Raw genomic sequence first — 15061 nt, 5'->3', positions numbered from 1 at the left:
CCATCACAACGAGATTTCGAACTGCTTGTTCTCGTTTGGATTTTCGATGAGATTGCAGACGCTTGCGGTGTCTTCCGGCTTCGCGTCAGGATAGCTCTTGATAACGTTCCATTTCCGATCCTTGACCTGCGCAAGGAACGTGTTTCGGATCGTGTGGTGTGTCTGATGATCGATGGTGACCTTGCCGCTTGGTCCATCGAATGAGATGCCCGATTCGAGCGCCTCAATGACAGGAACGCGGTCGACTGTTCCGGCCTTCTCTACGGCTTTTGCCCACAGGTAAAGACCTTCGTAAGATGTCGCGGCCGTCTCACTCAAATACGGGATAGCTGGCATTTGGGCTTTGAGCTTGGATACGAATTGCTTGTTTGCATCCGTCTCAAGCTCTTCAAAATAACCGAACGTTCCATAAACGCCCTCTGTCTCGGCTTGATCGAGGACCTGCGGCTCATTGTAGAGCCCGAAGGACGACGAGGCGATCGGGATCTGCCCTTTCATCCCAGCGGCGGTCCATTGACGGTAGAACGAAATGTGGTTGCCACCGACAAGAACCGAAAGAACGAGATCGGGTTTGGCCGCCTGAATTTTCGAGATGGTAGCGCCGAAGTTGTTCACGTCGAGCGGGAAGAATTCAACGGCAAGCGTCTCGCCACCGTTGTCTCGAACGAACTTCTGCATCCACTTCGCCGAGATTTGGCCGAAGTTGTAATCGGCACCCACGATGTAGACTTTCTTGCCGCTGTTCTCCATCGCGAACGGCACCAGCTTCTGCACCGTTTGAGCTGGTGTTGTCCCAGTGCAGAAGGTGTTGCGGTCGCAAACCCCGCCCTCATACAGCGAGCCGTAGAAATAGAGCGTCTTGAAACGCGAAAACACCGGTCGGATCGCTTCGCGCGAAGAGGACGTGATGCCACCAAATACCACGTTCGCCTTGTCACGAACCGCAATTTGCTGGGCGTACTGCGTATAGATCTGGTTGTCGGATTGCGGGTCGTAGTGGATCAGCTTAAGTTCCCGACCAAGAAGGCCACCTTTGGCGTTGATCTCGCCGATGCCAAGCTTGAGAGCTTCGACCATCGGGATACCGTTCGCGGCCAGTGGGCCAGATTGATCATGAAGCGATCCAACAAGGATCGGATCGGCGGCTTGCGCGTTGCGCAGAATGCCTGGAGCGAAGAGTGCGGTGGCAGCAATGCCAGTGGTGCCGAGAAAGCGGCGACGCGTCGTTTCCATAGAGTTCCCCATTCTTTGTGATGGTAAATTTCTGGTCCCAGCGACGCCGATGTCGCAAAAGCAAAAAGCCCGCAGGTCCGGTTTTCACGGACGCAGCGGGCAACGATGCCATATATTTTCCTGGATCAGGAACCGTAGCGTGGCCACCAAATCTGGAGGGGACGCTTTCGATGAGTAAACGTTAGTCCATGAATTTCGACTTCACAAGATGGAAAGTCGCATGCACATAGAAAATATTTTCATTTAAAAACAATAAGATAGAAGAAATCCTCTAAAATGAGATAGAATCCGCTGGGAAACCGGGTTCAGGAACCTTCGGCTTCCGGAGGGGTTGCAACCTTGTCTGAACTCAGTGATGCCTCTGAAACAATCCGCTGTGCAAACTGCTCGATAGACAACCGTGCTGCCATGGCTTGCTCGCGGAGTTCGCGATGGGCTTCGTCCTCAGTGATGGTTTTGGTCGCCATCAGGATTGTCTTGGCGCGGACAACCACTTGCTCGCCCAGCACTTTCCGCTTGAGGCGACGGGCATCACGGGCGTTGCTGTCGACCTGGTTCCAAACATTTCGCGCAATAGCCAGGTTTGTCAGCAGACCAAACGGCTTGATCGGGTAGCTGATAACCGCGAGTGCGCCGGACTCCAGTACGAGTTGCAGTGTCGACGGATCCTCATAGCCGACAACAGCAACAATAGGCGGTCGCGGGTTGGGAATTTGTTTGAGAAAGGCCCTCGTTTCCGCACGTTGCTCGTCTCGTATTGCGATGATCAACATATCGATCTTTTTGGGAAGAGACTGCGGTACTGGCCAGACGAGCTGAGGTTTGCAACCGATACGGCGTAGGTGTTCCGTAAGTTCCTTACCTTCGTTGTCCAATGGATGTACAACGACAACGGGTAGATCCCTCAATTCGCGCAGAATGGCGTAAGACATATTCGTCACCCCAAAATGGCGAGATCAGATTCCTCCTGGTCAAGTCGATCATCGTATCGCTTGATGAAGTCCAGAAGGTAAGGATCCGGCATGACACGCTCTTCGGGAGCGCTTACGATCTCGTAAGGTGCGCCTTCCTTTACGCGAGCGACTCTTGGCCAAAGTAAGACGTGGTTTGTAGATCGATCTATTCTTACTGGCCCCTGCGGTGCATCAAACTCGACCTCGTAAAGAGCCGGAAGGAGCGCATCGATGCTATCGTCTCCCGCAATCGCCAACGCCGTCGCGAAGAGATGAACCGAGTAGTAAGCTGCTTCTGCCGGGGCAGTCGCTGGGAGGGTGCCACCCGTTCGTGATCGCATTGCCGATGCGAAAGCCTGCGCGGACGGTGTTTGCAGGCTATCGAAAAACGGCGCTGCGATGATATGTCCCTCGGCCGCTCCGGGTTGAAGCAGCGCGATGTCTACTTCGCTGGTAGACTGACTCGCGATCGGTGTTTGCTTCGGATCGAAACCTGCGGCGTAGAACGCCGAATAGAATTCCGGGATCCCCTCGCCTACGATCGTTGAGTAGATAGCGTCCGGTTTAGCATCGCGAATTCTCGCGATAATCCGTTCGATATGCCGTTGCTCCAGTTCCAATGGAACGTAAAGCTCGTCCACCACCTGCCCTCCCTCGTTTTTGACGAGATCGGAGATGATCCGGTTCGAGGCGTAGGGATAGACGTAGTCAGAACCGACAAGGAAAATCCGTTTCCCGCAATGCTCCATCAGGTAGTCCACAAGCGGGACTGAGTTTTGATTTGGAGCTGCCCCAGCATAGATGCAGTTTCGGGAGTATTCGAAACCCTCGTAAGTCGTGGGGTAGAATAGCAATGCGTTGTTCGCCTCGACAACGGGCACAATGGCTTTTCTCGAACTCGACATGTGAGCGCCGAATATCACGTTGACCCGTTCGTCTCTGCAAAGCTCCTGAGCTATGGCTCCGTACCTTGCAGGCTTTGATGCAGGATCGCGAAAGATTGCTTCAAATTTGCGTCCGAGCACGCCCCCGCGATCATTGATTTCGTCGACAGCAAGCTGAATTGCCGCTCGCTGCGGCAATTCCATGTCCTTGGTGACACCGCTTTCGGAAAGAATCACTCCTATCCGCCACATTTCCTGCGTCATGTCGTAGCCTGTTCGATTGGAGGATGGTTGCTCGGCGGACGAGAGTTCGCGCCTAGGTTAGCACCCCTACTACATGCACGACTATCAACGAGCTTGCCGACATGTCAACGCACCTCGGAAGGGCGCATTTTGCTGCCGACCTACGGTCGGGGGAAAGCGCACTCAAAAAAAAATTTAAACTTCGATGTTCGACCACTAGGCAAAACCACAAAATCGTCGCTAATATCGTCCCACGGTAAACGCGTCCCTTGAGCAACAGGCCACGCGCCGTCCGGCTGTATAGTCCGGCACACCGAGGTCGATCTCGTCAACTGCGCGAGCATAATGGCCTCGTTTCGACAGCGTCGTCGAGCACTCAATCGAAACTGAAATCCTTCCGGGAGCGTGAGCGATCGTAGCCAAATTTCGGCATACGTCGCCGCAGGGGATTCCCGCTGGACTAAACTGGGAGCGTTAGCTTTGGCCATACCTGCACCAACGATCGATGAAATCCTGTCGATCTCCGACAAGCTCGGACTCAACGTAAGCGCGGACGACGCAAAATACTTCGCCGAGGTTGTCGGCACGAACGTGTTGAACTACGAAATCGTCGACAAGATCGTCGCGTCGAGACCAGTGCCCGACTACTCAAGCCGCAAATACACCGTACCTACCAAGGAAGAAAATCCAAACAACGCCTGGTACGTCAAAGCATCCATCACTGAAACGGCGACAGGACCACTTGCCGGACGAACTGTTGCCATCAAGGATAGTATCCCTGTTGCAGGGCTTCCTATGACGGCTGGATCAAACATCTTCGACGGCTACGTGCCAGATTTCGATGCCGAAGTCGTACGTCGCATCCTGGCAGCAGGCGGTACAATTGCGGGCAAGGCCCATTGCGAGTACCTGTGCTTTTCGGGCAGCAGCCACACCTCCACTGCGGGGCGCATCGAAAACCCCTGGGGCAAAGGACTTTCGGCGGGGGGCTCATCGTCGGGTTCGGCCTCAGTTGTTGCAACAGGCGAAGCGGACATGGCCCTTGGAGCTGATCAGGCAGGATCGATCCGCATGCCTTCCTCGTTCAGCGGCATTGTCGGCATCAAACCAACCTACGGCCTCGTTCCATACACTGGCATTGCTCAGCTCGACGCATCGTTCGACCACGTTGGGCCCATGACAGCAAACGTGGCAGACTGCGCATTGCTGCTAAGCGTAATAGCAGGGCCGGACGGTGTGGACGAACGGCAGAAAGGCCATCTGCCAGGTGATTACATGGCAGCCCTCACACAAGGCGTGAAAGGGCTGCGGATTGGCATTCTCAAGGAAGGTTTCGAGGTCCCGGGCAGCGACCCCCTCGTGACTGAGAAAGTTCGTCAGGCGGCAAAAACACTCGAAAGTCTCGGTGCGACATTGGTCGATGTCTCCGCGCCACTGCATAAGCATGGTCTCGATATCTGGATCACGCTGGGCTGGATCGGAATGTCCGAGACCGCTCTGAACACCCATGGGATCTCTATCTTCCGCCCGGACGAGTACCCGATCTCGCTCATGGAATGGGCTCGTGACAATGTGTCTGGTGTGAAGGACGCTCCAGCGAGCATCAAGCTGTTCTTTTTCATCGCAGAGCACGTGAAAAAGAATGTTGGATATGTGGGCTATGCGAAGGGCTGGAATGCGGCGCGCATGCTCCGTGCGGAGTACGACAAACTTCTGGAGGACGTAGATCTCCTCCTGATGCCCGCTACGCCAATGACTGCTCTCCCGCTTCCTGACGAGAATACTTCGCTGGAAGTCGAGCTCAAAACATCCCATCCGATGGCGTTCAATACTGCGCCGTTCGATATTAGCCACCACCCTGCTCTCACCCTGCCGGCTGGCGGAATCAACGGAATGCCCGTCGGCATGATGCTTGTCGGGAGACATTTCGATGAGGCTACCATCTTTAGGGCAGCAGCAGCGTATGAAGCTACGGGCGAAGGGGCGTATCGGCGATAAGTGTCACAGAGCCCGGGAACTGTGCGGTTGCCGGGCTACCACACCTTCGACCAACATTGGGTGGTCATTTCTGCCAAAGATCACGTTATGCAGGAGTCGGCTTAGCCTGCGATGCACGAAATAACGGATTTGCCATTGAGGTAAGAATATGAGGCGGTCGCTATGCAGGCAGCCCCTATGGCCACGACGGCAATAACGACGAGCGCAATCTTGTGATAGGTAATCCGCCACTGAAGATTATCAAAGGCGGTTGTGATGGAATCTCCTAAGGCAGCAAATTCGTTACGAAGCTTTGTTTGCTGTCGTGAGACATCCTGCTCAATTACCGTCAATGTGAGATACTGATTGATTATTGCGACGGTAAGCAGTGCGATAAACACCCAGGCACCGAAAATTACTGCAGTGTTGCTCCAGAACGGCAGGCCGCAATTGGGAGCCTCTTTCAGTTGCGTCGCGACAACAATGGTTGCGACCGGGATACCCAGCAACTGACCTTGGATGTCAACGATCGTCTTGTGAATCTTCCCGATTAGATCGACACGGGCGGCTTCCATTTCACCCTTGATCTTCGAGTAAGAGAAACTCGATGCAAAGAGCCGATAACCGTTCGCGACCTCTTCAACTATCGCATCAAGATTGCGCAAGAGATACGCTAGCCTGGATTGCGGCTTTTGACTCGCCACAAGCTTGACCACCGCCTGAGACAGTATCGCAAGCTTCTGATCCTTATGCATTGAATCCGAGAACACCGCGCAAAGCTTTGCCACATCGGACAAGTTGATATCGAGCATTTGCCGTTCAGAAAGCCGGAGAGGAATAGCGACCTTGCTATCGGTTACGAACACCATCTCTTGACGTGTTTTATCGACGTAAGCAGCAGCCTCCGCAACAAGTTCCATCACCGAAATCATTTGTCGGTATCGAATTTGAAGGGACTGCGGTGGATGGTCCTTGCTGCTTATCTTCGGCCCGATGATAAAATAATTATCCGGTTGTCTAAGGAGCGCGCCGTCAACCTTTAGCAGCGCGTCAAAATCATTGACCAACCATCCAAGTGATTTTTTAGGCGCAGCTAGATGGAGGCGAAGCGTGCGCCCGAGGACAATGTCGCTGTCTTCGCCTTCCAGTAAGGAAATCTGCGCCGCGCTGTGGTTTTCTTCTTTTGTTACGAGTTTTACGATGGAAACGATGTTGTCGTCGTTGAGCGTAAGAGTCCCTTCACGGTCATCTTCGATGACCATTCGCTTGTAGACTTCTAATAAATGCTCAAACGAGAGATTTTCCATCATCAATATCTGAACGCAGATCATTCAACAAATCTAGCGGTAATTCGCGAAGGATCAGAACGTTGTTTTCCTTGTCAAAAGAAATGGGACCGGAATTCAAAGCCTCACGATCAAACTCTAGGCTCCAGTGTTTTGTTTTCGCCTGAAACCGCACCAAGCGCGCCAGACTACCGCGATGTGGTACAAAGTGATCGTTTAGCTTTCTCTCCGGATCTGTCAGAGTTTCAAGCAGTGCATCCGGATTTTCCGGCTCCATTTCATTGGAGAACGCCGAAAGCGACAGCTCCTGCTGACCCTTTGCCAGTCTCTCGCAAATATCCTTCGCTTTCTTTAAGAAAGCCTGCTTTTCCTCGCCTCGCCATCCGTTCGCTTCCGCATAGTCACCGATTGCCTTCACCAAGGCCTGGGTATCGTATCGCTCCGCGACGGAGGTATCGCAACCCAAGAACTCCTTGAAGTACTCGGCGATATCGCCCTTGCCTTTGAGAAAGCTGATGTAGCGGTCTTCGCCAGCCAACCACCCTGTCATGTTTATGCGGCCAGCAAAACGAAAGCCTTCCATGTCCAGATGCTTCACATCCTCGACATCCAGCTCTTCAGTGAGGGCTGCGCCGAGCGTATCATTGATGATCGCGACAAGCAGATAGTCTTTCGCGTCTCGTTCAAAGTGGGCAAAAAAAACGTGACCGCCGCGCGCATTTTTTTGACTGGCCTCCTTCTTAAGGGTCAGCATCATGGCGGAAGTTAATGCATTGAAATCACCGTAGTTGGAATCAACATACTCCCGGACATGCGTCTGTGTCGGGTAGTTGGTCTCGTCATCAGCAAACTTGCCATGCGACTTCGATGCTCGGCGGTGGTAAAGACTGTATAGTAGATCAATAACACGTTGAGCCGTGTTCGTTACGGCAAGGTCATTCTTACCGAGTTTGATCCCAAATCCCCGTTCGGCAGCTTCGAGATCGTGAATAGCAACTTTCTTGATTACGTTCGTCAATTTCAATTTCCTTCAAGCTCACGGAACAAGACGTGAGTCTCAGAAAGAACACAAGTATAACGAGAAGATCTGAACGACATTAGTTGAGCATTGCCAATTGTTGCTGATCGGCACTTGGCATACTGCTCGTGTACCCGCCGACCAAACGCGTGAACACCCAATGTTGATGGAGATGGTAGCTTGCGCTTCCTCAAGCGGATTTAGCCGCACCCCAGAATAAATGCCAAAAAAAATCGGCACGCCGGAGGCTGGTGTGCCGACATAACGGTTTCGGGAACCTACCGAACTAACGGTCTAGCGGTTGTCTGTCGATTTCAAGTAGGGATGAATGTTCACATCACGCCAGACACCATTAATTCCAAATGGGTCATTCGCACTGAACTTTCGTGCGGCTACGAGGTCGTCGGCCTCAACGACAAGCAAGCTTCCAATTTTTTCCTCAGATCCCTCCGCAAGCAGTGGGCCTGCGATCAGGATCTTCACGGTGTTCTGATCACGAAGATATGCGCGATGTTCGTCGTAATGCTTCTGCCGGAGCCCCGGTGTAGCTGGATTATCTATGCAATAGATAGCGATGTGCATTTTACGCCTTTCGGAGGTCCTATGTTTGCCTTTCGGCTGCGGCAGGACGTTTTGCTGGGTCAAGCTGTTCGGGACCGCCTGCGGTCAGCACGCAGTCCCGAACGAGCCGAAGATATTAGGGCAGTGAGCAACTGATTTCCGCCCGGATCTCGGCTTGGTGAGCGCAAGCTCTTACGATGCTTTGCGCTGCGCTTCGTGACCCTGCTTGGCAAGAGATAGCACGAGCGAGGTGCAATCCATATCCTTGCCACCATCCTTGATATGCGCATTCAACAACTCGTACGCGGCCTCAGCCGTTGCGACATTCGAGCCGGCATTGCGTGCGACCTCCAAGGCCAGCGAAAGATCTTTTGCAAGCAGCCAAGTTTTGAAACCAGCTTTGTAGCCGTTCGATGCAGGAGATTCGGGTACAACGCCGACCCCTGGGTTCCAGAGCTTGAAGGCCCAGTTGTTGCCTGAGGAACGCAAAACGATCTCGTAAAGCGCCTTGAGATCGAGACCCAGGCGGTTAGCCAAATCGGTCGCTTCGCAGTTGACGGTCACGCAAACGCCCATGATGAGGTTGTTCACGATTTTTGCTGCCTGACCTGCTCCGTCGCCACCGACGTAGGCGATATAGTCACCAATTGGCTGTAGGAGCTCTGTCACGCGATCCGCGTTCTTCTTGTCGCCACCGATCATGAAGGTCAGGTTGCCGTCACGAGCACCCTCGGTGCCACCGGAAACCGGAGCCTCCATGAATTCCGAGCCAACATTTCTGGCTGCCGCATGGATTTCGTGAGCGTTGTCGACACCGATTGTTGAGCAATCAATTGCAAGAACGCCCTTCGGGGCATTTGCGTATACACCGTTCGGCCCAAGGAGAACGTCCTTCACATCGCTCCCAGTAGGCACCATCGTGAACACAACATCTGCATCCTTGACTGCTGCAATCAGAGTGTCGGAAACTGGCAGGCCGAGGGCGCGGGACTGCTCGCGTGCAGTCGCATCGATATCGAATCCGACCACCTCGTATCCAGCGTTCTGCATGTGTTTCGACATCGGCTTACCCATCAAGCCAAGTCCGATCCAAGCAATTTTCGTCATTGTCTAACTCCTCCTAGTTATCCTCTGTCGGCGAGATGTGACCGACACCGTGGGGCAGAGTACGTCGTAACTTCGAGCAATAAAGTCGAATAGCCGCCCACCCGTTGTGCAAAAAAGACCAGCGTGGTTTCCCTGGTTATGCGCCTTCGAGGACTTGGCTACCGTCGAACTGAGTCGATGCGCGGGCAACCTGTTCGGCGATGAAGGTCGCGACAGCTCTTACGTGAGGCGCTTTCTTGTGGTCCTCGTGGATATGCATGTGAAATTGTCGTTGCAGCGAAAACGCCGTTGGCAAAACCGGGATAAGCCGAGGAAAGGCATCGTGGAAGAAGGCGGGAAGGACACAGAGGCCGCCTCCGGCGAGAGCAGCATATGCCTGCGCAACTAAACTCACGCTTCGTATTCCAGCGTCAACGTCAGGCCCCACGCTTTTCAGATAGCTTACCTCAGGAGAAAACATAAGCTCCTCCGAATAGCCGACGAACTCATGTCTTTCCATGTCTCGGACTGACGTGATCGGCGAAGCTGAGGCAAGGTATTCTTCCGAAGCGAACACGAACAGTCGGTAGTCGGTGAGCCGCCGGGAGACGACGCGAAGCTGGCTGGGTGCCGAAAGGCTCACAGCTATCTCTGCCTCACGTTTCGTGAGACTGAACACGCGTGGGGTCGCGAAGATTTCGACATGAAGGCCCGGATGCCTCCGGCGCAGTTCAACGAGTTTTGGCGCGAGAAACACCGTACCGAAACCATCGGGAGCCCCTATCCTTACGATACCGGATATCTCTTTTTCATCCGCTGTCGCGCTTCGGGCTTCAACGATAGCTCCTTCGACAGCTTCGACCTTGCTCAGAAGCTTTGCGCCGGGATCTGTCAACTCGTAACCGTGATTGCTTCGATGAAAGAGTTGGCACCCCAGATTTTCTTCCAGCATCCTGATGTGCCGACCGACCGTGGTGTGTTCTGTTTCGAGCTGCTGCGCTGCAGCCGAGAGCGTGCCCGTTCGCGCTACGGCCAGAAAGTATCTAAATCCGTCCCAGGTGTTGTCCTTCTTCCTGTTTCCCATCGATCCTCCTATGCACGGGACATCTGGCGCGCCCGTTCGGCGCGCCTTTCTAGTCCTGCCCCTAATTCAAGGAATTAGAAGAACGGATCCCTTGGTCTTCCCAGATTCGAGGTCGCGATGTGCCTTTTGAGCATTTCTAAGGGTGTATGTTACGGGTTCCCCTGCAGTGACGTGACCATTGTCGATCATATCGAACAGAGCCTTTGCTCCGGCCTCAAGTTCCTCTCTTTTCGCCGTGTAATGGGCAATTGAGGGTCTCGTCACATATAGCGAGCCTCGAGAACCGAGGGCACCGAGATCAAGCGGTGCGACTGGGCCAGCCACGGTTCCGAACGACACCACGATGCCACGAGGACGCACGCAATCGAGTGTCTTGTAGAAGACATCCCCACCAAGGCCGTCATACGCGGCGGATACGCCTTCGCCGTTGGTAATCTCTTTGACCCGAGCAGCCAGATCCACGTCTTTCAACACGATGACGTGGGCGCAACCGTTAGCCTTCGCGGCTTCCACCTTATCCTCTGATCCGACCGTCCCTATGACGGTGGCTCCAATCTGACGAAGCCATTGGCAGGCGATACTCCCCACACCACCAGCGGCCGAATGCCAAAGCACAGTGTCACCAGCCTTTACCTCGTGGCACCGCCGAATGAGATACTCAGCGGTCAGCCCCTTGAAAATTAGGCTTGCGGCGGTTTTAGCGCTGATCGCGTCGGGCAACTTGACTACACGAGCTGCTGCGACGTGGCGAACAGTTGAGTAGGCACCAGGCGCACCGCCAACGTAGGCGACACGGTCACCAACTTTGAAGCCTTCGACACCTTCCCCGACAGCCTCGATCGTTCCTGCGCCTTCAACCCCAATGCCACTTGGTAGCTGCAGTGGATAGGTTCCACTACGATGATAGATATCAATGTAATTAACACCAATCGCCTCGTGGCGAACCTGCACCTGACCTGCTGGCGGCGCACTCAGCGGCTCCTCTCTCCATTCGAGTACTTCAGCCGAACCCGTTTTTTGAAATTTGAAGCTTTGCGCGGTCGTCGCCATCGGAGATCCTCATTTGACTAGGGATCCTAACAATGGCCCGTAAGGTTACGCATTCCCACGCATATTTGTGCAGGTTCATTTTTCAGAGATGTGGGTCTCCGCTATGTTCGAAGAACTTTTGACAGTCTGCGCTTTCACTCCCACTACAAAGCCACGTCATGACACGTAATCAACAGCTCAGGAGATTTTCAGCAGGTTCACTACGCTCGCGCTGAACTCGTACGGAGCCTCCTGGGGAACGTTATGCCCCACCCCGGGCAGCAAACGGTATTCGTATTCACCCGTAAATTTGGCACCCAACTCGCCTGCTCGTGTCGGCGGATCAACGCCATCGTCCTGTCCCTGGAGGACGATCGTTGGAACCGAAATTGTGGGCTGGCGAAGTAACTCACGCTCAATGTCTTGATATCTTGGATCGCCTGCGACCAGACCAAAGCGATGCCGGTAGGAATGCACCACCACATCGACAAAATCAGGATTGGTAAAGGACACTGCCGTCTGGTCGAAAGTGGTCTGATTGAAATCCCATGACGGAGACCAGAGCTTCCATAGAAGTCGACAGAGATCGCTCCGGTTACGCGTAAGTCCGGCTCTTCCGCGCTCGGAATGGAAGTAGTACTGATACCAGAAGCGGTGCTCTTGATCCGGAGCTATAGGCCGCTCCGGATTACGCAAATCCTGAATGTTGTATCCCGTTCCGCAACTTACCAATCCCAAAACTCTTTCCGGACGGAGAGCCGCAACAATACAAGCTGCGCGCCCGCCCCAATCGTATCCTGCAAGCACCGCCTTTGAAATTTTCAAAGCGTCCATCATAGCGATGAGGTCTGACGCGAGTGCGCCCTGCTGCCCAGAACGAAACGTTTCATGGGAAAGGAAATTCGTAGCACCATAGCCGCGAAGTTCGGGTATCACGCATCGGATACCAGAATTTGCCAAGTGCGTTGCGATCTGATCATAGGACCGCACATCGTAAGGGAAGCCGTGCAACAGTATGGCAACGGGGCCGTCGACAGGACCAACGTCACTGTAAGCTATGTCGAGTACGCCAGCAGCAATACGTGGCATTACGTGGTCCCTCCAGAGCTGCGACCAAGCCTGAGTATCTAGTGAAGTCCTGTCTCTTCAAGTTCGACGAGTGCTCCGTTCATGTCCTTGGGATGCAGGAACACTACCCTGTTGCCGTGTGCTCCAATCTTTGGCGTACCGTCCCCCAGCACACGCACACCGCTGTTTCGGGTCGCTTCGCTTGCCTGTTCGATGTTCGAAACCTCCAAGCAAAAATGATGTATCCCACCCGCCGGATTCTTCTCAAGAAACGACGTGATCGGTGATGACGGACCGAAAGGATGAAGCAGTTCGATCTTTGTGTTTTCAAGTTCGATGAAGACCACGGTTACTCCGTGCTCTGGAAGAGTCTGCGGGCTCGAGACGGTACATCCCAGCCGCTTGTATGACGCTATGGCGCTCTCGAGATCAGGAACTGCAATGGCAATATGGTTCAGTCGTTCAAGCATGGTCACTACCTTTAGTTTCGCATCCGGCCCTCGACCAGATCGAGGATGAAGCGCGCCGCGTCTATGACCACCGTTCCGGGGCCGAAGACGGCTGAAACGCCTCGTTCCAACAAGAAATCGTAGTCCTGTCTAGGAATGACCCCGCCTACGACAACGACAACATCTCCCGCACCTCTTGATTTCAGAGCCTCGACAAGCTGGGGAGCAAGCGTCTTGTGGCCTGCAGCCAAGGAAGAAATGCCGACGACATTCACTTTCTCTGCGATTGCGAGATCGGCTGCTTCGTCTGGTGTCTGGAACAGCGGGCCCATGGTGACATCAAACCCTATATCGGTGAAACCTGATGCAATGACCTTAGCTCCACGGTCATGCCCGTCCTGACCGAGCTTCGCAATAAGGATTCGCGGTGTACCTCCCTTCGCCTTATTATACTCCTGAAGGCGGTCGGAGAGGATCTGCATTTCGGGATCACCATCGTAGGCCTGTCCGTAGACATCCTTTACCACTTCGGGCACTGCCGCGTGATCCCCAAATGCCTTGCGCATCGCATCGGAAATCTCGCCTACAGTCGCACGGGCACGGGCAGCCTCAACCGCGGCAGCAAGAAGATTGCCAACACCAGTCCGAGCGCATCTCTCCAAAGCATCCAGTGTTTGCTGCGCCATTAGTGGATCGCGTCGCCGCCGCGTCTCCGCGATCCGCTTGACCTGAGCAGCCCGGACAATTGCGTTGTCGATCGCAAGGATCTCGATTTCATCTTCGTTCTCGAGTCGGTATTTATTGACACCGACAATGACCTCCTCGCCACGGTCGACTGCGGCTTGGCGGCGAGTTGCAGCCTCCTCAATCAACCGCTTCGGAAGGCCTTCGTTCACGGCCTTCGTCATCCCTCCCAGAGTTTCAACCTCTTCGATTAACGCCCAAGCTTTGTCTGCCAGTTCCTTGGTCAGGCTTTCGACGTAATACGATCCCGCGAGTGGATCGACGACTTTCGTCACACCCGTTTCATGCTGCAAAATAAGCTGCGTGTTGCGCGCGATGCGAGCCGAAAACTCAGTGGGTAGAGCGATCGCTTCATCGAACGAATTCGTGTGTAGGGATTGCGTGCCACCGAGCGCTGCAGACATCGCCTCGAAAGCTGTCCGCACGATGTTGTTATATGGATCCTGTTCCTGGAGAGATACTCCAGAAGTCTGGCAATGGGTTCGCAGCATCAGCGACGATGCCTTCTTCGGATTGAACTCTTCCATGATGCGTGTCCAGAGGAAACGTGCTGCGCGGAGCTTCGCGGCCTCCATGAAGAAGTTCATTCCGATAGCGAAGAAGAAAGAAAGGCGGCCTGCGAAATCGTCGACATTCAGCCCTTTTGCGATTGCGGCCCGAACGTATTCTCTACCATCAGCAAGCGTGAAGGCCAGTTCCTGCACAAGTGTCGAGCCCGCTTCCTGCATGTGGTAGCCGGAGATGGAGATCGAATTGAACTTGGGCATCTCCTTGGCAGTATACTCGATGATATCCGCAATGATGCGCATTGAGGGCTCGGGAGGGTAGATGTAGGTGTTGCGGACCATGAATTCCTTGAGGATATCGTTCTGAATGGTTCCGGAGAGAAGAGCACGCGATACGCCCTGCTCCTCCCCAGCGACAATGAAGTTGGCGAGGATCGGAATAACCGCGCCGTTCATGGTCATTGAGACAGAGATTTTCTCGAGCGGAATGCCGTCAAAAAGGATCTTCATGTCCTCGACGCTGTCGATCGCCACGCCCGCCTTTCCCACGTCGCCTTCGACACGCGGGTGGTCGCTGTCGTAGCCGCGATGAGTGGCGAGGTCGAATGCAACAGAGACACCCTGCTGTCCCGCAGCAAGCGCTTTACGATAGAAAGCATTTGATGCTTCCGCAGTCGAAAAGCCAGCGTACTGACGAATCGTCCAAGGGCGGCCCGCGTACATCGTGGCACGAGGACCACGCGTAAACGGCGCGAAGCCCGGGAGTGATCCGACATGCTGCGCATCGGCGATGTCAGCCTCTGTGTACAGAGGCTTGACTTCAATCCCTTCTGGCGTGTGCCAGGTTATTGTTTCCGGACGAGCCTTGAGTTCTTTTTCGGCAAGCGTCGACCAGTCCTCTACGGTCTTTGCAGTCATGCTTAAGAACTCCCGTTGCTGG

At 54.2% G+C, this 15061-nt stretch carries 13 protein-coding genes; 1 reads left to right on the top strand and 12 read right to left on the bottom strand.

Annotation, left to right across the window (positions count from 1 at the left end; all coding sequences use genetic code 11):
* Positions 1–3: 3 nt before the first annotated feature.
* The 3 genes from ACIQT8_RS00745 to ACIQT8_RS00735 all read right to left on the bottom strand — a co-directional run bounded on the left by ACIQT8_RS00745 (position 4) and on the right by ACIQT8_RS00735 (position 3334).
* The gene (locus ACIQT8_RS00745; protein WP_400962346.1) at positions 4–1233 is read right to left on the bottom strand and encodes an ABC transporter substrate-binding protein; all 1230 of its coding nucleotides are present in this window, start codon (positions 1231–1233) and stop codon (positions 4–6) included.
* 305 nt (positions 1234–1538) lie between these two features.
* Positions 1539–2165 carry an ANTAR domain-containing response regulator gene (locus ACIQT8_RS00740; protein ID WP_400962343.1) on the bottom strand — a complete coding sequence of 209 codons (627 nt, stop codon included), beginning with the start codon at positions 2163–2165 and terminating at the stop codon, positions 1539–1541.
* Between the two features lie 5 nt (positions 2166–2170).
* Entirely contained in the window at positions 2171–3334 is a 1164-nt protein-coding gene (locus tag ACIQT8_RS00735) for a transporter substrate-binding domain-containing protein (protein ID WP_400962340.1), read from the bottom strand.
* Between the two features lie 384 nt (positions 3335–3718).
* Here ACIQT8_RS00735 and ACIQT8_RS00730 point away from each other — a divergent pair, with 384 nt between their 5' ends.
* Positions 3719–5311, top strand: coding sequence for an amidase (locus ACIQT8_RS00730; RefSeq protein ID WP_400962337.1), 1593 nt, complete (start codon positions 3719–3721; stop codon positions 5309–5311).
* Between the two features lie 101 nt (positions 5312–5412).
* On the opposite strand, the gene ACIQT8_RS00725 is transcribed toward ACIQT8_RS00730, so the two are convergent.
* The 9 genes from ACIQT8_RS00725 to scpA all read right to left on the bottom strand — a co-directional run bounded on the left by ACIQT8_RS00725 (position 5413) and on the right by scpA (position 15039).
* Positions 5413–6600 (bottom strand): hypothetical protein, encoded by a 1188-nt coding sequence (locus ACIQT8_RS00725; RefSeq protein WP_400962334.1) that lies wholly within the window; start codon positions 6598–6600, stop codon positions 5413–5415.
* A complete protein-coding gene (locus ACIQT8_RS00720) occupies positions 6578–7594 on the bottom strand; it encodes a nucleoid-associated protein (RefSeq protein ID WP_400962332.1) in 1017 nt (338 codons plus the stop codon). The genes ACIQT8_RS00725 and ACIQT8_RS00720 overlap by 23 nt, the downstream gene beginning before the upstream one ends.
* A 294-nt stretch (positions 7595–7888) precedes the next feature.
* Positions 7889–8176: a YciI family protein gene (locus ACIQT8_RS00715; RefSeq protein WP_400962329.1), complete on the bottom strand. Its 288-nt coding sequence runs from the start codon at positions 8174–8176 to the stop codon at positions 7889–7891.
* Positions 8177–8347: 171 nt separating this feature from the next.
* Positions 8348–9262 carry an NAD(P)-dependent oxidoreductase gene (locus ACIQT8_RS00710; RefSeq protein WP_400962326.1) on the bottom strand — a complete coding sequence of 305 codons (915 nt, stop codon included), beginning with the start codon at positions 9260–9262 and terminating at the stop codon, positions 8348–8350.
* 136 nt (positions 9263–9398) lie between these two features.
* Positions 9399–10325 carry a LysR family transcriptional regulator gene (locus ACIQT8_RS00705; RefSeq protein WP_400962323.1) on the bottom strand — a complete coding sequence of 309 codons (927 nt, stop codon included), beginning with the start codon at positions 10323–10325 and terminating at the stop codon, positions 9399–9401.
* A gap of 66 nt (positions 10326–10391) precedes the next feature.
* Entirely contained in the window at positions 10392–11375 is a 984-nt protein-coding gene (locus ACIQT8_RS00700; RefSeq protein WP_400962320.1) for a quinone oxidoreductase family protein, read from the bottom strand.
* Between the two features lie 177 nt (positions 11376–11552).
* Positions 11553–12443 (bottom strand): alpha/beta fold hydrolase, encoded by an 891-nt coding sequence (locus ACIQT8_RS00695; protein WP_400962317.1) that lies wholly within the window; start codon positions 12441–12443, stop codon positions 11553–11555.
* 38 nt (positions 12444–12481) lie between these two features.
* Entirely contained in the window at positions 12482–12892 is a 411-nt protein-coding gene (mce, locus tag ACIQT8_RS00690) for a methylmalonyl-CoA epimerase (RefSeq protein WP_400962314.1), read from the bottom strand.
* A gap of 11 nt (positions 12893–12903) precedes the next feature.
* Positions 12904–15039 (bottom strand): methylmalonyl-CoA mutase, encoded by a 2136-nt coding sequence (gene scpA / locus ACIQT8_RS00685; RefSeq protein ID WP_400962311.1) that lies wholly within the window; start codon positions 15037–15039, stop codon positions 12904–12906.
* Positions 15040–15061 lie beyond the last annotated feature (22 nt).

The sequence above is a fragment of the Agrobacterium sp. NPDC090273 genome (assembly GCF_044772305.1).
Lineage (GTDB): Bacteria > Pseudomonadota > Alphaproteobacteria > Rhizobiales > Rhizobiaceae > Agrobacterium.
This window is presented reverse-complemented; position numbering and strand designations above follow the sequence as displayed.